16 protein-coding genes are annotated in these 19229 nt (G+C 65.3%); 5 read left to right on the top strand and 11 right to left on the bottom strand.

Annotated elements, in window-relative coordinates; translation table 11 throughout:
* Positions 1–129: 129 nt before the first annotated feature.
* The 4 genes from BACI348_RS05250 (at position 130) to BACI348_RS05235 (ending at position 2655) form a co-directional block, all read left to right on the top strand.
* The gene (locus BACI348_RS05250; protein ID WP_159824263.1) at positions 130–873 is read left to right on the top strand and encodes a polysaccharide deacetylase family protein; all 744 of its coding nucleotides are present in this window, start codon (positions 130–132) and stop codon (positions 871–873) included.
* Between the two features lie 210 nt (positions 874–1083).
* Positions 1084–1512 carry a pyridoxamine 5'-phosphate oxidase family protein gene (locus tag BACI348_RS05245; RefSeq protein WP_159824262.1) on the top strand — a complete coding sequence of 143 codons (429 nt, stop codon included), beginning with the start codon at positions 1084–1086 and terminating at the stop codon, positions 1510–1512.
* Between the two features lie 23 nt (positions 1513–1535).
* Complete coding sequence (locus BACI348_RS05240; protein ID WP_159824261.1) at positions 1536–2000, top strand: very short patch repair endonuclease; 465 nt, start codon at positions 1536–1538, stop codon at positions 1998–2000.
* A 244-nt stretch (positions 2001–2244) separates the two neighbouring features.
* Complete coding sequence (locus BACI348_RS05235) at positions 2245–2655, top strand: Hpt domain-containing protein (protein ID WP_159824260.1); 411 nt, start codon at positions 2245–2247, stop codon at positions 2653–2655.
* Here the strand turns inward: BACI348_RS05235 and BACI348_RS05230 are convergent.
* Entirely contained in the window at positions 2628–3395 is a 768-nt protein-coding gene (locus BACI348_RS05230) for a response regulator transcription factor (protein WP_201298379.1), read from the bottom strand. The two genes, BACI348_RS05235 and BACI348_RS05230, sit on opposite strands and share 28 nt — an antisense overlap.
* Positions 3396–3491: 96 nt before the next feature.
* Between BACI348_RS05230 and BACI348_RS05225 the strand changes: the two genes are divergently transcribed.
* On the top strand, positions 3492–5147 hold the full coding sequence (locus BACI348_RS05225; protein WP_159824259.1) for a sensor histidine kinase: 1656 nt from the start codon (positions 3492–3494) through the stop codon (positions 5145–5147).
* A 48-nt stretch (positions 5148–5195) separates the two neighbouring features.
* On the opposite strand, the gene BACI348_RS05220 is transcribed toward BACI348_RS05225, so the two are convergent.
* The 10 genes from BACI348_RS05220 to speB all read right to left on the bottom strand — a co-directional run bounded on the left by BACI348_RS05220 (position 5196) and on the right by speB (position 19142).
* Positions 5196–6440 (bottom strand): 5-methylcytosine restriction system specificity protein McrC, encoded by a 1245-nt coding sequence (locus BACI348_RS05220; protein ID WP_236557437.1) that lies wholly within the window; start codon positions 6438–6440, stop codon positions 5196–5198.
* Entirely contained in the window at positions 6427–8658 is a 2232-nt protein-coding gene (locus tag BACI348_RS05215; RefSeq protein ID WP_159824258.1) for an McrB family protein, read from the bottom strand. Before BACI348_RS05215 ends, BACI348_RS05220 begins: the two co-directional genes overlap by 14 nt.
* A 70-nt stretch (positions 8659–8728) precedes the next feature.
* Positions 8729–8986: a PLDc N-terminal domain-containing protein gene (locus BACI348_RS05210; RefSeq protein ID WP_159824257.1), complete on the bottom strand. Its 258-nt coding sequence runs from the start codon at positions 8984–8986 to the stop codon at positions 8729–8731.
* Between the two features lie 66 nt (positions 8987–9052).
* A complete protein-coding gene (locus tag BACI348_RS05205) occupies positions 9053–9469 on the bottom strand; it encodes an acyl-CoA thioesterase (protein ID WP_159829801.1) in 417 nt (138 codons plus the stop codon).
* A gap of 86 nt (positions 9470–9555) precedes the next feature.
* The gene (locus tag BACI348_RS05200) at positions 9556–11625 is read right to left on the bottom strand and encodes an ABC transporter ATP-binding protein (RefSeq protein WP_159824256.1); all 2070 of its coding nucleotides are present in this window, start codon (positions 11623–11625) and stop codon (positions 9556–9558) included.
* The gene (locus BACI348_RS05195; RefSeq protein WP_159824255.1) at positions 11622–13355 is read right to left on the bottom strand and encodes an ABC transporter ATP-binding protein; all 1734 of its coding nucleotides are present in this window, start codon (positions 13353–13355) and stop codon (positions 11622–11624) included. The genes BACI348_RS05200 and BACI348_RS05195 overlap by 4 nt, the downstream gene beginning before the upstream one ends.
* A 155-nt stretch (positions 13356–13510) precedes the next feature.
* Entirely contained in the window at positions 13511–15649 is a 2139-nt protein-coding gene (locus BACI348_RS05190; protein WP_503487631.1) for an MDR family MFS transporter, read from the bottom strand.
* An 85-nt stretch (positions 15650–15734) separates the two neighbouring features.
* Positions 15735–16232, bottom strand: coding sequence for a MarR family winged helix-turn-helix transcriptional regulator (locus BACI348_RS05185; RefSeq protein ID WP_159824253.1), 498 nt, complete (start codon positions 16230–16232; stop codon positions 15735–15737).
* 148 nt (positions 16233–16380) lie between these two features.
* On the bottom strand, positions 16381–18072 hold the full coding sequence (locus tag BACI348_RS05180) for a thiamine pyrophosphate-binding protein (RefSeq protein WP_159824252.1): 1692 nt from the start codon (positions 18070–18072) through the stop codon (positions 16381–16383).
* 5 nt (positions 18073–18077) lie between these two features.
* Positions 18078–19142 (bottom strand): agmatinase, encoded by a 1065-nt coding sequence (gene speB, locus BACI348_RS05175; protein WP_159824251.1) that lies wholly within the window; start codon positions 19140–19142, stop codon positions 18078–18080.
* Positions 19143–19229: the final 87 nt, after the last annotated feature.

Genomic DNA, 19229 nt, shown 5'->3' with positions numbered 1-19229 from the left:
ACCCCACATTTCCCCCTATCCCCCGGAGGGGAGCCATACCCACGCAATAGCTGTTTACAGGCCCCAGCAGGCGTCGTAGGTTGCTCATCTACCCCACGTTGAAGACACCCTGAAGGAAGGTGAGACACCATGAAAAAGAACAAGTTTGCCGTCAAGGCACTGGCCGCCGCGAGCTTGATCGCGGCACTGCTTGCCGGCGGTTCCGCCGTGGCAGCCCAAGCCGCCGACGAGCCTCTGATCGGCCTGACTTTCGATGACGGGCCCTCCCCCCAACGCACAGCATTCGTCCTCGACGTCCTCAAACAGAAGGGCGTCAAGGCCACGTTCTTCCTCCAGGGCTCCAACGCACAGCAGTACCCGGACCTCGTCCGCCGGATCAAGGCCGAGGGGCACGTGATCGGGAACCACTCGTGGGACCATGCCAACTTCCCCGAACTTAGCCAGTCCAACCAGAAGCAGCAGATCGACCGCACGAATAGCGCCATTAGCGCCGTCACGGGCGAGAAGCCCACGCTCATGCGCTTCCCGTTCGGCAACAGCACCTCGTACGCGCTGAACTACATCAAGAGCATCGGAATGACCGGCGGAATTCTCTGGCGCTGGCACATCGGCCAACCCGGCGACTTCGAGTGCCCCGGGGCTGCCGGCGTCCAACGTTATGTGCTGTCGGAGGCTGCGCCTGGCGCGATCATCCTGCTCCACGACGCTGAGGACGTCTTGGCCTGCCCGTCGTCGCAGTGGACCTACTTGGCCAGCAGCATCGATGCGCTGCGGGCCAGGGGCTACGAATTCGGTGTGGTCGCCCCCTCCGCCACGGCTAACCCGCTCAACGAGGGCTCGCCGGCCGTAGTGGTCGCCCCCGCCGGCGGCTAGTCGCCAGCCAACTCGCGGGCCGTCCCGCGGACTACGCCGGGGCTCCGCCTCGGCGTAGTCCGCGCGTAATCCGTCCGTGGTTCCTGTAGTCCCTGCCCAATCTGCATGTGATCCCTCCGAAGTCCGGAAGGTGCCCTGCCCCATCACACTGATGGCCGACGGCGGCACACGCCTCTGGCGCGACGGTCACCGACTCTGAAGAATAGCGCCATGATGTTTGAACATGCGGATGGAAACCCTGTCCTGGAACTCAACGACGAGCAGTCCTGGCACCTGCTGGAGGCCACCAGGCATGGACGGCTTGTGGTCTCCGTCGCCGGTGAACCGGATATTTTCCCCGTCAACTACATCAGCTCCAAGGGCAAGCTGTATTTGAGGACGGCGCCGGGCAACAAGCTCGCCCAACTCACCATCAACTCGGCTGTGCTGTTTGAGGCCGACGGGATCCTCTCGGACGAGGCGTGGTCGGTGGTCCTCCGGGGTAAAGCCCGGGTACTCAATACCTCCGCCGAACTTGCGGACGTGGAAGGACTGGGGTTGAAATCCTGGGTGCCAACGCTGAAAGACTTCTACGTCGAGATCGAACCGACCTCCATCAGCGGACGCCATTTCCAGCTGGGTGAGCAACCGGAGCGCTGAGTCCAGGACCCTAGACTGGAAGCATGGCGGATAAGCTCACCCCTGAGCAGCGCAGCTGGAACATGTCCCGGATCCGGGGCAAACACACCAAGCCTGAACTGCTGGTGCGCCGCCTCCTCCACGCCAAGGGGTACCGGTACCGGCTGCATGGCCAAGCCGGCAGCCCCCGGCTCCCGGGCAACCCGGACCTGGTCTTCGCGGGCAGACGGAAGGTCATCTTCGTCAACGGCTGCTTCTGGCACTTCCACGACTGCCGCGTCGGCCAGCACGCCCCGAAAGCCAATGCCGAGTTCTGGGCGGCCAAGCGGGAACGTACCAAGGAACGCGACGCTGGCCAGCGCCGCCAGTTGGAGGACGCCGGCTGGGAGGTGCTCACCGTCTGGGAATGCGAACTCAAGAACGGGTCAGCACTCGAATCCCAGCTCGTACGGTTCCTGGGAACTACCAGCCTTGGGCATCACAGCAGTGCGGGGCAACAGCGCTCTTGAGGCAATCTTGCTCAGCATTCCACAGCGCACCATCTCCACATCAACCAGCGGCCGGAACCGCCCGTCATAGGCCTGGAATTTACTGGTTCAAGTATTCGGCGCAAACCCGCAGTCTCATCAAGAAACCCACAATTCTGCTCCGAAACCCTGCTGTGCAAAAGGAACACACCTACTCTGAAGAAGAAGAAATTCCCCTGTAACCGCCCCGTTTCGGAGGTGGAAAACTCCAGCCGAAAGGACCGTCATGGCGCCGTCTGATCATACCGGCAGGCCGCTCGTGGACCAGTCAGTCCTGGACCGGCTGCGGGAGGAACTCGAAGATGATGGGGGCTATTGCAGGGTCTTCGTGGGGAACTTCATCGACTACCTCCCGCACCGGATCGGCCGCCTGCAACTGGCCCTGACCACAGGTGACCTGGATGGTTCGGTGGATGCGGTCCTGAGTTTGAAGACATCGAGCCAGATGGTGGGTGCCGAGCGGCTGGCAGGGCTGGCCACGGCCTTGGAGGGTGAAATCCGTACTGAAGCGTACGACGCCGATGTGGCCGTTGCGCTGCCCCGCCTTGCGGCCTCGTTCCTGCGGCCCATCAACCAGTGCAGCCGGCTGACCACGAGCCGGCTGCAGGCTCAGTGTTCGCCGGGAGCCAACCGATAGCCCACGCCGCGCACCGTCTGGAGCCACCGCGGCTTCTGCGGTGAATCGCCCAGCTTTTTGCGCAGGTTGCCCATGTGGACCTCGACGGACCGTTCGTCCGCCTCGCTGATGTAGCCCCCGACGTCGTAATCCTCGTCCCGGAGCCGACGCACAAGGTCCGCTTTGGTCCGGACCGTCCGGCCGGCTTCCAAAAGTGCGTGCAGGAGTTCGAACTCCGTACGTGTCAGATTCATTTCCGTGCCGTCCACCGTCACAGTGCGGGACGCGTAGCTCAACTCCAGGCCGTTATGGCTGTAGTTTCCCCGTTCAGGGTGCGCAGCGGCATCCACTGAGGCCTCAATGCCCGGCGCTTCCGCCTGGTCCGGGACCGAACGGGGACGGCGCATCATGGCGGCAATGCGGGCGCGAAGCTCCCGCGGCCGGAACGGCTTGGTGAGGTAGTCATCGGCACCGGACTCGAGCCCGATCAGGGTATCCAGTTCCTCGGTGCGGGCGGTGAGCATCACGATGTACGCGTCGGAGAATTCGCGGATTTGCCGGGACACCTCAAAGCCGTCGATGTCCGGCAGGCCAAGATCGAGGGTGATGACGTCCGGGTTGAGGGTCTTTGCAGTCAGGACGCCCTCGGCGCCGCTGCTGGCCACGGTAACGTCGAAGCCGGCCTGGGTCAGAACAGTACGGACCAGTTCCCGGATATCGTGGTCATCCTCGATGACCAGTCCCACACGTGCATCACTCATAGCGCCCCCTCAGCAGCCGACGTCAGAAGTATATAGCTGGCTGCGGATATCCTGCTCTTATGGCCTTGCACACCCCGCCCCGCAAGTTTCCGCGCAATGACTGACCCCGTTGCCTGGTCCACCGGGAAGCTGAGGTTTTTCCGGCGCCCCTTCCATGAGTACACGCTGACGGAGCGGGTGGTATTGAGCCAGATGCCGCTCTTCGTGACTACCTTGCTGACGGCATTCCTCATCTGGGCCTTCTTTCCCGCGACCATGGGAAACCCGCTGTTCGCTACTTTCCTGGTGTCACAGATCGCCATCATGGCCCTGTGTTACCTGGTTCCCTGGGACAAGCTGCCGTACACGAGTTTCCTGGTCATTCCACTGCTGGACTTCGTTTCCATTGCGCTGGGCAGGGAGGGCGGGCAGGAAAGCCTGACCGGCATCAGCCTGCTCGCAGTCTTTCCGGTGATCTGGTTATGCGCCTCCGGCTACTACCCCCGGGCCGCGCTGTGGGTGTCCGTCCTGGGACCACTCGCGATCATCTGGGTCCCGCTGATCATCAAAGGCGCCCTCACGGGGCAGGACTTGGCCCGGTCGTTGCTCTTGCCGGTAATGATGCTCGGCATTGGTGTCTCCGTGAGTGTCCTGACGCTCAGCATGATGCGGCAGCAGCGGGAGCTGGAAGAAAAGGATGCCCAGCTGCAGGACAGTCTGCGCACCAGCCAGCGCCAGGAATCGCTGTTGAACACCGTCCTGGACACTGTCCACCTGGGCGTCCTCGCCGTGGACGCCGACGGGCATGACGTACTGATGAACCGGAAGCAGCGGACCAACCACGAACTGGCTCGGCCCAAGGAGATCGCGGACCCCAACGAGTCCCAGCTCCTCGTTTTCGGCCCGGACCGGAAGACACCTGTTCCGGTGGAGGACCGTCCGGTCCGCCGGGCAGTGCTGGGCGAGACCTTCACCGACTACCTGGTCTGGCTGGGTTCAGGGAACGAGCAGCGCGCTTTTGTGACCACCGCCCGCGCCATGAAGGACCCGGACGGGAAGTTCGCCGGCTCCGTCATCGCCTTCAGCGACGTGACCGACCTCGTCAACGCGCTGACTGCCAAGGACGATTTCGTCTCCAGCGTGTCGCACGAATTCCGGACGCCCCTGACGTCGATCCTCGGGTATGTGGAGATCCTGCTCGGCGACGGGCCTGCGGATTCCCAGGTGAACATGCTGGAGATCATCCGCAGGAACTCCGAGCGGCTGCTAACGCTGGTTTCGGATCTGCTGTCCAGCCGGAACGGGCAGCTGATCGTGAAGCCCCATGCCGTCGACATAGCGGAATTGGTGCGTACCAGCGTGTCCTCGGCCATGCCCAAGGCCGCAGCGTCGGGTGTGGTGCTGTCCGCCGAGACTCCGGAACGGCTGGAAGCACACGTGGACGGAGCCCGGATCTCCCAGGTCCTGGACAACCTGGTGTCCAACGCCATCAAGTACTCCCCCGACGGCGGCAACGTCATGGTCTCGCTGGCGCAGGAGGACGGCCACTTCGCGTGCAAGGTCCGCGACACCGGCATGGGGATGACGCCCGAGGACGCGTCGGAGGTGTTCGCCAAGTTCTTCCGCACCAGCAACGTCCGCAGGACCGCTATCCCCGGAGTCGGCCTGGGCCTGCCCATCAGCAAGGCGATCGTGGAAGCGCACGGCGGCACCATCGAGGTGGAAAGCACCCTGGGCGAGGGGACCACGTTCACGTTCCGGGTACCTGTCTAGATTTCGACGAGTTCAATCACAGGACAGGGCTCAATCACCAGACAGCAATCAATCACCGGTGGTTGAGCGCGCCTGCCGGACCACTTCGCCCCAGGACTGCCGTGCGAGGTCCTTGATTGCAGCCAGGATTTCCGACGGCGGCCGGGACAGGTCCAGCGGAAACTCCACGATGTCGATGTCCGTGTTGAGGATGCGGCGCAGCTTGACCTCCCCGGCACCGGCGTAAACCAGCCATGCGGTGGGCACCGCCAACGCGGTGCAGTGCGCCAGCATCTGGTAGTGGTCTGCGGTGAGCGAAGCCCCGGAATCTGAGGCGGCCTTGTACTTGGTGTTGTACACCACCACTGGCCGCCCGCCCAGCAGGTGCACGGCGTCCGGGCGCACGGACAGCCGGTCCGTGTCCCGCACCGCCTCACTCAGGAGCGCGTTGTACTGCAGCCGGAGCTCCCCCGGATACGCCGCCATCGCCTCCCGCAGCGCCTTGCCGACGAAGTCCTCGAACACCTGCGCCATGTCCACCACAAACGACGCGGTCTGTTGTTTGCCCTCGCCGGCTTCCGCGGAGGCGTTCCTCAGGATCAGCTCCGACAGGCGAAGGACGGCGTGATAACGCACATTCATCCGGGTGGCTGTCCACGGCGGCAGCGGAGCGCCGGCTGGAAGGCGGGTGGCGGCGTCGAGCTTTCCCTTGAGCTGGCGCAGCCGGCTCAGCACGTCGGGGCGGACCCGCGGCACCTGGCCCATCCGCTCCAGCGCGGCCCGCAGTATCCGGTTCTCGGCGATGTCCTCGCTGAACTCGTCGTAGGACACCTCCAACGGCACCAGCATGCCTGGCCGGCGGGAGATCTGGTCGGAGATCCGGATCCGGCCTTTGACGGTGCGCAGTGACTCGTCCACCGTGCGGTAGCCCTGCAGGACACCACGCCCCAATGCCCGCTCCGCAAGTTGCGCCAACGATTCAGCCAGTGCGCTCCACAGGTCCCGGTCCTCGACGGCGGCCACGGTGTCGGGACGGAATCCCTGTTCGCCCGCGTAGCTGAGCAGGAACAGGAGCCGGCTGAGTCCCAGCCTGTCCTTGGGCCGGACGTCCAGCTGCACGGTGGGAGTCCGCACCGAGCCCACCTTGCCCACCGGCTCGATCCGGTAGAGCCCCATGCCCATCGGTGAGGCTTTTGCCAGGCCGCTGGAGTTCAGGAAGGAGGCGCTGGCCGGGTCCAGCCGTTCCACGATGCCCCGGGACAGCTCGTCCAGCACCAGGTGCCGGACGGAAGCACGCGGGTCAGTGGCCTGCAAGGCGTTCCAGCAGCCTGTCCAGCCCGAAGCGTTCCTCGAGCTGCGCCCTGGTGAGCTGCCCGTGGTAGTGCTCCTCGAGCAGCGGCATCAGTTCATACTTCCAGATCCGGCGCAGCCCGGCCGGCGTCTGGGCGGCGGGCTTCATGAAGTAGGACGGCCCGATCATGAGGTCCCTGTCCCACTCGTCGATGGCGGCGTTCAGGGCGTCCAGCAGCAGCGCCGGGGTGGCGTCCAGTTGGCGGGCCTCCAGGAACCGCAGGAGGGAGCCCTTCACCGGTTCGGTCTGCGGATGCAGCTCGATGAACGCAAACCGGCGGCGGATGGCGGCGTCCATCATGGCGATGGACCGGTCGGCGGTGTTCATGGTGCCGATGATGTAGAGGTTGTCCGGCAGCGTAAACGGCTCGTTGGGGCTGTACTGCAGGTAGATCCGGTCATCGCGGTACTCCAGCAGGAAGTACAGTTCGCCGAACACCTTGGCCAGGTTGGCGCGGTTCATTTCATCAATGATGAGGAAGTACGGCTTCTTCTCGTTGCCGGGCTTTGCCGCTTCCTCCGCCAGCCGGCGCAGCGGTCCTGCGACGAGTTTGAAAGACACCTGGCCCTCATCCGTTTTGTCCGGCCGGTAGCCCTCGAAGAAGTCCTCGTACGCGTACGACGGGTGGAACTGGACCAGCTTGACCCGCTCGTCGGTGGTGTCGTCCGCCAACTCGGCGGCGAGATGCTTGGCCAGGTAGGTCTTGCCGGTGCCCGGCGGGCCGTACAGGACCAATTGCCGGTTCTCCTCCAGCAGCTCGGCGATCTCCTGGAGGGGCTCAAGCTCCATGTGCAGGGAGTCCGCGAACTCGCGGGTCAGCGGGCGGAAGCCTTCCTGGACGGGAGGCATGACGGCGGCCGCTTCAGCATCGCCGTCCGGTTCAGTTTCCGCTTCGGCAGGCAGCAGACCCTGCAGGGCCTGGACCACACGGGTCACATCGACGACGATGCCGGGGGTGGCCAGCTGCCGCTGCACGTGGCGGGGAAGGCTGGTGGTGGTGTGGCCTTCGTCGAACCAGCGCACCTTGCGGCGCAGCCTCCGGTTGTCCTCGTTGTGTTCGGGCTCGCCGAGCACCCCGCCCAACCGCACCTTTCCGGCATGCTGGTAAAGGACCAGGTCCCCGGGCTTCATCACGGTCAGGAAGGCGAACACTGCGGTTTTTGTGTCCTCGCGCTCCACATAGCCGAGGTGCTTGTAGTCCTCGTCCACGGCGTGCTGGACCACCCCTGCGGTGACGCCGGGGCCCAGCAGGCGGAGATGTTCGACGTCGAGCGTCACCTTCTCCTCGCCCTCCCAGGCTGTGAGGAGCTCGGTGTTGTCGCTGTGCGTACGCAGCAGCCACGCCCGCCGTCCGGGGTCCCCCACCTTGCGCCACTGGCTGACCAGCTGCCGGGCGTACCAGTCGATGCGCTGGCCCGCCTGTTCATCGAGGTGGAGGCGGATGCGGTGGATGTCGGCGGTGATGTCTTCTTCGGCGTCACCCTTGGCGCCGCCCACCAGCGAGGCAAAGGCGTCGCGGATCTCCTGGCGTTCCACGTCCGCCACCACGGGTTCGAAGTAGCCGGGCCAGGTGAGGAATTCGATGCTGCGGCGGATGGCGGGTTGGTCGCCGGGAGTGGCGGCGGCGAGCCGGTGGAATTTCAGCGGGTCCTGCAGGGCCGCGGCGATGTCGGCGGTGGGCTGCTGGTCCACGTGCTGGACAAACCGGCACAGCCATTTCAGGTGGTCCCAGATGGTCCAGTTGAATTCGGCGGTGCGGTCGCGGATCACGCCGTGGTCCGTCAGCCCTTGGTAAAGCCCCTCCGGCAGCTCCAGCGGAGGTTCCAGCCAGGAGGCGGCCTCGGTCACCCGGGCGCGCTTGACCTTCAGCGACTTCACCTCGTGTGCCAGGGGCAGCGACTGCAGGAACAGCAGTTCAACAGCCAGCTGCTTCGCCTCCCGGGATGCGCCCTCAAGGTTCTGCCGGAGGTTGGTCATCATGGGTGCCTTCGGGTCCGGCGTTCCCAGTTCCAGCCTGCCCAGGAGCTCCGCCGCGGCCTCCGACGTCCAGGTCATGGTGCGCCCGTCAAGGGCTGAGGGTTTGCCGAGGAGCCCCGGGCCGAGGACAAACCACGCCGCATCCTCAATTTCCTTCGAGATACCAAGGGCACGGGTCATGGCGGTCGCGGAGGTGGGGGTCATGGATTCAAATTTACAGGGTGAAGCTGGACGGGCGCTTAGAGGGGCCCGCCACCCGTCCAGCTTCCGGTGGCTAAACCGCCGCCGCCGGCTTCTTCCGGCCGAAGATGAAATAGCCCATGGGCCCGATGAAATTGATGAACGAGGCCGCCCGCCACGCAGCCTTGGGACCGTTGATCTGGCCTGCCGGGCGCTTGGAAATGTCCCGCTGGGCCGCCATGAGCAGGGTCAGGTTGATCAGGCCCGCCACAATGGTGCCGGCCTTCGCAGACGGGGACATTTCCTTCCAGGTCTTTTTCTTCCTTGGGGCGCGGGTTTTGTTCTTGGTCATCGGGCTTCCTTTCACTGTTCGGTGTGCTTCAAGTCCAGTGTGTCCGGTACCGCTTTGTCCAGGGGCTTAGTGCCTGTACGGCGCCATCCGTTCCTTCTGTTCCGGGGTGAGTCGCTGTACCCTGCCGGTGGCTTCGTCCACAAACGCCAGGTGGCTGCTGGCCTTGACGCAGTCCTCCCCCGTGACCGGGTCCTGGATCAGGTAGTGGATATCGAAGCTGGCGCCCTTCACTGCGCCGATCCACACCTGCACCACTGCCGGTATATTCCGGTATTCCAATGTCCTGACGTAGCGGATCTTGTGGTCCACCACCAGCGCCATGGTGCCCTCGGGGACATCATTGAACAGGGAGACGTGCGGTTCGATCCCGGGCAGCCCCGCGCCCCGTGGCGGACCGAAAGCACCGATCCGGGCTTCTTCCAGCATCCGCACGATCTGGACGTTGTTGATGTGCCCGTAGGCGTCCATGTCGCCCCAGCGCATGGGGACCAGGACCTCGATCCGGCCGCCGCTGGGCCGGGGCTCGGGCTGCACGCCGGGATCCACCTGCACCGGGACCTCCTGCGCGCTCAGCTGTGCACCGCCGTCGAATCATCCACCTGTGCAACACCGGCGTCCGCACCGGCGAACTGGGACATGTACAGCCGGTAGTAGGCGCCTTGGGCCGCGAGGAGGACCTTGTGGTTGCCCTGCTCCACGATCCTGCCGTTGTCCATCACCAGGATGGTGTCGGCGTCGCGGATGGTGGAGAGCCGGTGGGCGATGACGAAGCTGGTGCGGTCCGTGCGGAGGGCTGCCATGGCCTTCTGCACCAGCAGCTCGGTGCGGGTGTCAACGGAGCTGGTGGCCTCGTCCAGGATCAGCAGCGACGGGTTGGCCACAAACGCGCGGGCGATGGTGATGAGCTGCTTTTCACCGGCGCTGACGTTGTTGCCTTCTTCGTCGATCACCGTGTCGTAGCCCTCGGGCAGGGCGCGGACGAAACGGTCCACGAACGTTGCCTTGGCCGCCGCCATGACCTGCTCGTCCGTGGCGTCGAGGTTTCCGTACCGGATGTTGTCGTAGATGGAACCGCCGAACAGCCAGGCGTCCTGGAGGACCATGCCCACCTTGGAGCGGAGCTCGGACCGGCTGAGGTGGGTGATGTCCACCCCGTCCAGGGTGATGGATCCGGAGTTGAGCTCGTAGAACCGCATCACCAGGTTGACCAGGGTGGTCTTGCCCGCGCCGGTGGGCCCCACGATGGCCACGGTGTTTCCCGGTTCAGCCGTGAAGGACAGGTTTTCAATCAGCTTCTTGTCCTCGGTGTAGCTGAACGTAACGTCCTTGAACTCCACGTGCCCGTCGGTTTTGGCCGGGAGGTGTTCGGTGGCCGTCTCGACGTCCTGCTCGTCGGCGTCGAGGAACTCGAACACCCGCTCGGAGGAGGCGACGCCGGACTGGAGCATGTTGGCCATGCCTGCCATCTGGCCCAGCGGCTGGGTGAACTCGCGCGAGTACTGGATGAACGCTGTCGCGTCGCCCAGTGACATGGAGCCCGAGGCTACCCGCAGGCCGCCCACCACGGCGATGCCAACGTAGCTGAGGTAGGACACGAACTGCATCACGGGGAAGATGATGCCGGACACGAACTGGGCACCGAAGCTGGCCTTGTAGAGCGCCTCGTTGCGTTCCTCGAAGCGTTCCAGCATGTCGGCGTCCCGGCCGAAAACCTTCACGAGGTCGTGCCCCGAGAAGGATTCCTCGATCTGCCCGTTGAGCGAGCCGGTGTTCTTCCACTGGGCGGCGAAGAGCTTCTGGCTGCGGGCACCGATGATTCCCGCTGCCACGCCGGACAGTGGCAAGGCGATCAGCGCGATGAGGGCAAGCTGCCAGGAGACGATGAACATCATGACCACGATGCCGATGACCGTCAGGACGGAGTTGATGAGCTGGGCGAATGCCTGTTGGAGCGCCTGCTGGATGTTGTCGACGTCGTTGGTCACCCGGGACAGGACGTCGCCGCGCTGGCGGGTGTCGAAGTAGTTCAGCGGCAGCCGGTTCAGTTTCTTCTCGGTATTGTCGCGGAGCCGGCGGATCACCTTCATCACGATGCGGTTCAACACGTAGCCCTGCAGCCACAGGAAGATGTTGGCCACAAAGTACATCAGCAGCACCACGGCGATGAGCGTGGTGAGCTTGTCGAAGTTGATCCCGGCGCCGGGTACCAGCTCCATCCGCGAAAGCATCTCCGCGAAGTTGTCCTGGCCCTGCTGGCGCAGGCCGTCTACGAACTGGTCCTTGCTGACTCCGGCCGGGAGCTGCTTGCCCACCACTCCGGCGAAGATCGTGTCCATGGCCTGGCCCAGGATCCTGGGGGCGACGACGTTCAGGACCACGGAGACGATTACCAGGCCCACCACCACGTAGATCCCCAGTGCCTCGGGCTTGAGCAGGCCCATCAGCCGCTTGGCCGAGGGCCAGAAGTGCTCGGCCTTCTTGGCCGGCATCCCGCCGAACATGTCGCCGTCAGCCTCCGACGGCGTGTACTCCTCCTCGAAGAATCCGTCGTCCTCCAGGTCCCCTTCCGGGCCGGCGTTGAGCTGGTCCTCGGACGCCGTCTCTTTCACCCTGGTGGAGTCCTTCTTGCGGGCGCTCATGCCATTTCCTCCACGCTCAGCTGGGATTCAACAATTTCCTGGTACGTGGGCGAGGTTTCCAGGAGTTCCTCATGTGTGCCGCGGTCCACGATCCGGCCGTTGTCCAGGACCAGGATCTGGTCCGCCTCGGTGATGGTGGAGATCCGCTGGGCCACGATGATGACGGTGGCGTCGGCGGTGGTTCGCTTCAACGCAGCCCGGAGCCGGGCATCCGTGGCGACGTCCAGCGCCGAGAAGGAGTCGTCGAAAAGGTAGACCCGCGGCTTGGTCACCAGTGCCCTGGCAATGCACAGGCGCTGCCGCTGCCCGCCGGACACGTTGGTTCCGCCCTGCGAGATGCGGGCATCCAGGCCGTTCTTTTTCTCGCGGACGAAGTCCGCACCCTGGGCCACTTCGAGGGCGTCCCAGAGTTCCTGGTCCGTGGCATCGGTCTTGCCGAAGCGCAGGTTGTGCTCGATGGTCCCGGAAAAGAGGTACGGACGCTGCGGCACGAGTGCCACGCGCCTGGTGATCTCGGCGCGGTCCAGCCTGCTGACGGGCACACCGTCGAGCAGCACTTCGCCTTCAGCGGTGTCGTACAGGCGGGGCAGCAGCGACAGCAGGGACGTCTTGCCGGCACCCGTGGAGCCGATAATCGCGATGGTTTGCCCGGGGCGGGCCGTAAAGCTGACGTTGCTCAGTACCGGCGCTTCGGCGCCGGGGTAGGCGAAGGTGACGTTGCGGTATTCGACCACTCCGGTCAGCGACGCGGGCGCTTCCGGTTGCCGGGGGTCATGGATGGAGGGTTCGATGTCGAGCACCTCGCCGATGCGGTCCGCGCAGACGGAGGCGCGCGGAATCATCATGGCCATAAAAGTGCCCATCATCACGGCAACGAGGATCTGGAGCAGGTACTGCAGGAAGGCCGTCAGGGCACCCACCTGCATGTCGCCCGAGTCCACCCGCTGGCCGCCGAACCACAGCACTGCCGCAGTGGACAGGTGAAGGATCATGCCGATGGCCGGGAACATCAGCACAAACAGCGAGCCGATCTTCAGCGAAACGTCCGTCAGCTCCTTGTTGGCCTCGCCGAACCGCTCGGTTTCGTAGGGCTCGCGGACGAATGCCCGGACCACCCTGATGCCGATGATCTGCTCGCGCAGCACCGCGTTGATGCGGTCGATCTTCTTCTGCATGGACCGGAACAGCGGCATCAGCCGGACCACGAGGTATCCCACCACAACGGTCAGGAGGGGTACGGAAACCCAGACGAGCCAGGACAGGTTGATGTCCTCGCGCAGCGCCATGATGATGCCGCCGATGCACATGATGGGCGTGGCCACCATGAAGTTGAGCCCCATCAGCACGAGCATCTGCACCTGCTGGACGTCGTTGGTGCCGCGCGTGATCAGGGTGGGCGCTCCAAAGGCGTTGACGTCCTTGGCCGAGAAGCTGGTGACCTTGCGGAACACGGCCCGCCGCAGGTCCCGGCCGAGCGCCATGGCGGTTTTGGAGCCAAAGTAGACGCCCGCAATCGCGGTTCCCACCTGGACGAACGCCACTAACAGCATCACGGCTCCGGTGCCCCAGATGAAGTCGGTATCCCCGCGGGACACGCCTTCGTCGATGATCCGGGCGTTCAGGCTGGGCAGGTAGAGGGCAGCAATGGTGGAAGCCAGCTGGAAGAAAACGACAGCCAGAACGTACGGCGCATACGGTTTGGAGTAGCGCCGGATGAGGGTGAGGAGCATGATTCCAACTCTAGTGTTGACCACCGACAACGCGCCCGGGTGGAGCACATTTTCTGGTGATGAATGGATTAATTCATCCCCGCCAGCAAAAGCCGCCGCCCGGCACCGGTGGGGTCCGGTGCCGGGCGGCGGCTTCGATGTTGTTTTGCCGGGGCTCAGTCCTGCGGTGCAGCAGCGCTATGCTTGCCGTGGCTGGCAATGTAGAGCGCCGCGGCGGCCTGGGACTTCCGTTCCTTAAGGAGCCTGCGCTTCAACCGGCTGAGCTCCGCGGCCGTGGCTGCCTGCTGGGCCGCTACTTCCCGCTGGGACTGCAGCTGTTCCTGGATGTCCAGCACCAGCTTCCCCAGCTCCACCTGCTGCCGGGCCAGCAAATGCTGGGTCTCCTGCAGCCTCTGCGCTGTCTCCGCAGCGGTTGCAGCGGCGCTGGTGGCGGCGGTCGCTGCGGCACTGGCCGCGAAACCCCTTGCCCCGCCGGCACGGTCCGCCGTCGGCGAATCCACCTTGCCGGCCACACGGCGGGCCTGGTCGGCCTCGAAGTTGAGGGCGAAGGCCTCCTCGAGGTCGTCAGCGGTGAGCACCGCGGAACCTGCGGCCGGCACTGCGGAGGTGCCGCCGTCGTACGCCTTGCTGCCAGCACGGCCAGACCCCACGCTGCCGGAGCCGCCATGGCCCGCACCGGCACCTCTTCCGGCAGCCCCCGCATCCGTGCCGGACGCGGGGGCCGATACCAGTGGCAGTTGCCCGGTCAACGCGGTCATCCCGGCTTCTCCGGCAGCTTTCGCCTGCAGGTTGGCCTCGGGGGTGATATCGACGGTCCGGCGCAGTGGCTTTTCCTTGATGAACAGGACCGCCAGCAGGGCAACTGCGCTGACCGCTGCGGAGATGAGGAAGATCCCGGCGGTGGCGTCACCATAGGCGGCGCGCATTACCTCGGCCACCGGGGCGGGCAGGTCTTTCAGGTCCAGCGTGGCCCCGCTGTTCCCGGAAGCCTGGATGCCCAGCTTCGCCAGGCCGTCGGTGGCGAGGTCCTTGACGTGGTTGGCCATCACTGCACCCAGGACGGAGACGCCGATGGCGCCGCCCACAGAGCGGAAGAAGGCAACCGAAGCACTCGCCGAACCGATGTCGGAAGCCTTGACCGTGTTCTGGACGGCGAGGACCAGGTTCTGCATCAGCATGCCCAGGCCGATGCCGAAGATGCCGGTATACAGGCCGGTCAGCCAGAGTTCGGTGGTGTGGTCCATGGTCCCGGCGAGCGCCAGGCCGCCGATCAGCAGGACGCTGCCGCCGGTCAGGAAGCGCTTCCACTTGCCGTAGCGGCTGATGAGCTGGCCGGATACCACCGACCCGATCAGGTTTCCGGCGATCATGGGGAGGGTCAGCAGGCCGGCCTCGGTGGGTGTGGCGCCGCGGGCCACCTGGTAGTACTGGCCCAGGAAGGTGGAGGAACCGAACATGGCTACGCCCACGGCCACGGAAGCGACGATGGCCAAGGCTGTGGTGCGCTCGGAGATGATCTTCAGCGGGATGATGGGCTGGGAGACCTTGGATTCCACCAGTACCAGCAGCGCGAGCAGGAGGACGCCGCCGCCCACCATCAGCGCGGACTGCCAGGACCACCATTCGTAGTAGTCGGCCTTGCCGGCGAAGGAGACCCAGACCAGGAGCAGGCTCACACCGCTGGTGAGCAGGACGGCGCCGAGCCAGTCGATTTTGGCGGGCCGCTTGATGTGCGGCACCTTCAGCGTTATCTGGAGCAGGATCAGGGCCACGACGGCGAGGGGCACGCAGACGAAGAACGTCCAGCGCCAGCCCAGGGGGCTGTCCACGATGAAGCCGCCCAGCAGCGGGCCGCCGGCGGTGCCCACAGCCATCACGGCACCCATGTAGCCGGAGTACTTGCCGCGTTCACGCGGCGGGATGATGGAGCCGATGATTGCCTGGGCCAGGGCGGTCAGGCCGCCCATGGCGATGCCCTGGATGACTCGGGCGGTCAGCAGGAAGGGGATGTTTTCGGAGAAACCGGCCATCACGGAGCCGGCCACAAAGATCACGATGCTCAGCTGGACCAGGAGCTTTTTGTCGAAGAGGTCGGCGAGCTTGCCCCAGATGGGGGTGGTGGCGGCGTTCGCCAGCAGTGCCGCGGTGATCACCCAGGCGAAGTCGGTCTGGGTGCCTTTCAGCTCGGACATGATGGTGGGAAGCGCGTTCGCCACGATGGTGCTGCTGAGGATTGCGGTGAAGAAGGCTGCCAGCAGGCCGGTGAGGGCTTCCATGATCTGGCGGTGGTTCATCGGGGCGCCGGGTTCGTGGCGTTTGGACTGCCGCGATTCCTGCTTCCCGGTCCGGGCGCGCCCGTGCTGCGCGGTGGCGGTGACGTTAGCCATTAAGTGACTCCTCCAAGGGTTTGTGTTCGTTGGTGGCGACGGCCGCCGTTGCCCGGGCTGATTTCTTGAGTGATTCGGTGAGCCTGCGGAGGGTTTTCGCGGTGTGGCCGGCGTCCTGCTCGCTCCAGTCGCGCAGGTAGTCCTGCAGGACCGCGGTCCGCTGCTCCTCAATGCGCCGGAGTTTCTCGGCTCCCTGCGGCGTGAGTGCCACCAACTGGGCCCGTCCGTCGTCGGGATCCTGCCTGCGGACCACCAGGCCGTGCTCTTCCAGGTCCGCGATGTGCCGGCTGAGGACCGGTGCACTGACTCCCAGCCGCTCGGCCAGCTGCGTGGCGCGCGTCTCCCCCTCGCCCACGAAGCGCAGCACACCCTGGAGGGCCACGCCGGTGTCCTGACCGCGCACATTGACGGCTGAGATGCACCGCACCGCGCGCTGGAGATCGAAGATCTGGTAGACGAGATCCGCCGCCGTATCCGGTGCTACTGCCATGGCTCGAGGCTCCTTACTTGTTTGCCTGAAGCAACTATATCGCAAGTTGGTTGCTTTGGGAAACTAAAAGAGTGAGAGGTGATAATGCAGAAGGGTCCCGGCTCCTTGTGGGAGCCGGGACCCTTCTGCACTATCAACTGGGTTTTTGCTATTGGGGCAGGTGCGTCGGGGCGAACATCTTCAGCAGTGTTTCCACCACGACGACGTTGGGACCGTCAGCGGCGAAGCCCGCCTTGAGCGCCTCCCCCACGTCCTCTGGGGCAACTTTCACGGCCGGCACACCGAAGGCCTCGGCGAGTTTGACGAAGTCCGGGCGGGCAAGCTCCGTGGCCGTGGCCTTGCCGAAGGCGCCCACCATGTATTCGCGCAGGATGCCGTAGCCGCCGTCGTCCACGATCAGCCAGGTGACCGGCACGTTGTGCTGCTTCGCAGTGGCCAGTTCCGATATGGAGTACATGGACGAGCCGTCACCGGAGACCGCGAGCACACGCCCCGGTTTGCCCAGGGTTTCCAGGCCCACCGCTCCGCCGATGGCCGCCGGGAACCCGTAGCCCAGGCCACCGGCGCCTTGGGCAGAGTGGAACTGGCCCTGCCGGGCGTCCCAGCAACTCCAGCCCCAGTACGCTGAGATGGTCATGTCCCAAAAAGTCTGCATGTCCGCGGGAACGGCTTCACGGATGTCGGCCATGAACCCCAGTTCCTTGGCCAGGTCCTGGGATTCCAGGCGGGCCCGGACCTTTGCCAGCGACTCCGTGACCAGGTCCTCCGGGGATGTGCCGTGCCAGTTCGGCACACTTCGCGCCGGCTCCAGCGCTTCGTCCAGGGCGGCCAGGGCCTGTCCGGCATCGGCCCGGATGCCCAGGCCGGGACGGTTGGATTCCAGGACCCGGGGTTCGGCGTCGATCTGGATGATCCGGCCGCGCGGCGCGAATGTGAAGTAGTTGGACGTCACCTCGCCCAGGGACGACCCGACGACCACCAGGACGTCGGCGTCCTCCAGGACATCAGTCATGTGCCGGTCCTCGATCCAGGACTGCAGCGACAGTTCGTGGTTCCAGGGGAACGCGCCGTTGCCGCCCGGCGTGCAGATCACCGGTGCCCGCAGTTTCTCCGCAATGGACAACAGCGCCTTTTCGGCGCGGCCCCGGCGAGTGCCGCCGCCGGCGATGATCGCCGGACGCTCTGCGGCCTGCAGCCACTTCACGGCCTCGCGGACCAGCTCCACGCGCGGCGGGTTGTCTGCCGCCTCGGCCAGGGCGTCTTCCACCGGCGGAACCATGATCGGATCCAGCAGCACGTTCTGCGGAATCTCGATCCACACCGGGCCCTGTGGCGAGGAAATCGCCTCGGTCCAGGCGTCCTGGATGGCCGACGGGATCCCGGAGGCGTGCTGGATCAACCGCTGGCTCTTGGTGACGTTCGCGGCAGAGGCCTTCTGGTCATCAAGCTGATGAAGCATGCCCTTGCGGCGTGCACCCAGGCCCTCCAGCGGAATCTGGCTGGCCACCACCACCATCGGAACACCGGTGGCATACGCCTCCTGCAAGCCGGCCAGGGACGTCAACGCCCCCGGCCCGGTGGAGAGGAACAGGACGCCCACCTCGCCCGTGGCACGGGAATAGCCATCAGCAGCGAAGGCAGAGTTGTTCTCCACGCGCGAAGACACAAACTGCAGGTTGCCGCGACCCATTGCATCAAAGAGTCCCAGCGCGTGCTGGCCGGGGATACCGAAGACGGTCTTGGCGCCCAGCGCTTCAAGGGTCTCGACGACGAGGTCCCCGCCGTTGCGCGCACCTGTGCCTTTGGTGGGGGCTGCTGTCCCCGGATCGAAATCGATCATCGGTGTTACTCCTTGCCGGCCGCTGCGAAGCCGGCCGGGCGGCGGGCCTCCTGGCCCAGGGCCTGTGCTGCGTAGCCCGTCGCCGTTCCGAACCGGTCTCCCGGCACCGCGTTGTCCGCCAGGAGGGTGACCAGTTCGTAGGCGACGTGGCTGGCCGCGACCCCGGTGATTTCCGCGTGGTCGTAGGCGGGGGCCACCTCGACGACGTCGGCGCCCACGAGGTTCATGCCGCGGAAGCCGCGGATGATCTCCAGGAGTTCGCGGCTGGTGATGCCGCCGGCCTCCGGGGTGCCGGTGCCGGGCGCATGGGCCGGATCCAGGACGTCGATGTCCACCGAGATGTACAGCGGGCGGCTGCCGATCCGGTCGCGGACCTTGGCCACAGTTTCCAGGACGCCCTGGTAGTACACGTCAGCGGAGGTGACGATGCCGAACCCGAACCGGTGGTCGTCGTCGAGATCCTTTTTGCCGTACAGCGGGCCACGGGTGCCGATGTGGCTGATGGCCTCGGTGTCCAGGATGCCTTCCTCGACGGCGCGGCGGAAGGGGGTGCCGTGGGTGTACTCGGCGCCGAAGTAGGTGTCCCAGGTGTCCAGGTGCGCATCGAAGTGGAGCATGGCGATGGGTTCACCGGCGCGCTCGGCCGCGGCACGGAGCAGGGGCAGAGCGATAGTGTGGTCGCCGCCGAGGGTCACCAGCTTGCTGCCGCCGGCCGTGAGGTCCAGGGCGTTCTGCTGGATGGTTTCGATGGCTTCGTTGATGTTGAACGGGTTGACGGCCATGTCGCCCGCGTCCGCCACCTGGATGTTTTCGAACGGACTGACGTCCCACGCCGGGTTGTAGGGGCGCAGCAGCCGGCTGGCCTCCCGGACGTGGTTGGCGCCGAAGCGGGCGCCCGGGCGGTACGAGACGCCGGAGTCGAAGGGCACGCCCACCACGGTGACGTCCGCTTTGTTGACCTGGTCAAGGCGCGGAAGGCGGGCGTAGGTGGCAGCCCCGGCGTAGCGGGGAATACGGGAGGAATCGATGGGGCCAAGGTTGCCGTTTGCTTCGATGCGCAGCTCTTCCAATGGAAGCCTCTCCTTCGAGGAGTTGGGGGACTGATGTGACTGCCATCATACACCCCTGTTTTCCTATGCGCATCATTTGTTTACCTT

It is taken from the genome of Arthrobacter sp. 9AX (assembly GCF_902506095.1).
GTDB lineage: Bacteria > Actinomycetota > Actinomycetes > Actinomycetales > Micrococcaceae > Arthrobacter.
The sequence above is the reverse complement of the archived record's forward strand: the minus strand, read 5'-3'. Positions and strand labels throughout refer to the sequence as shown.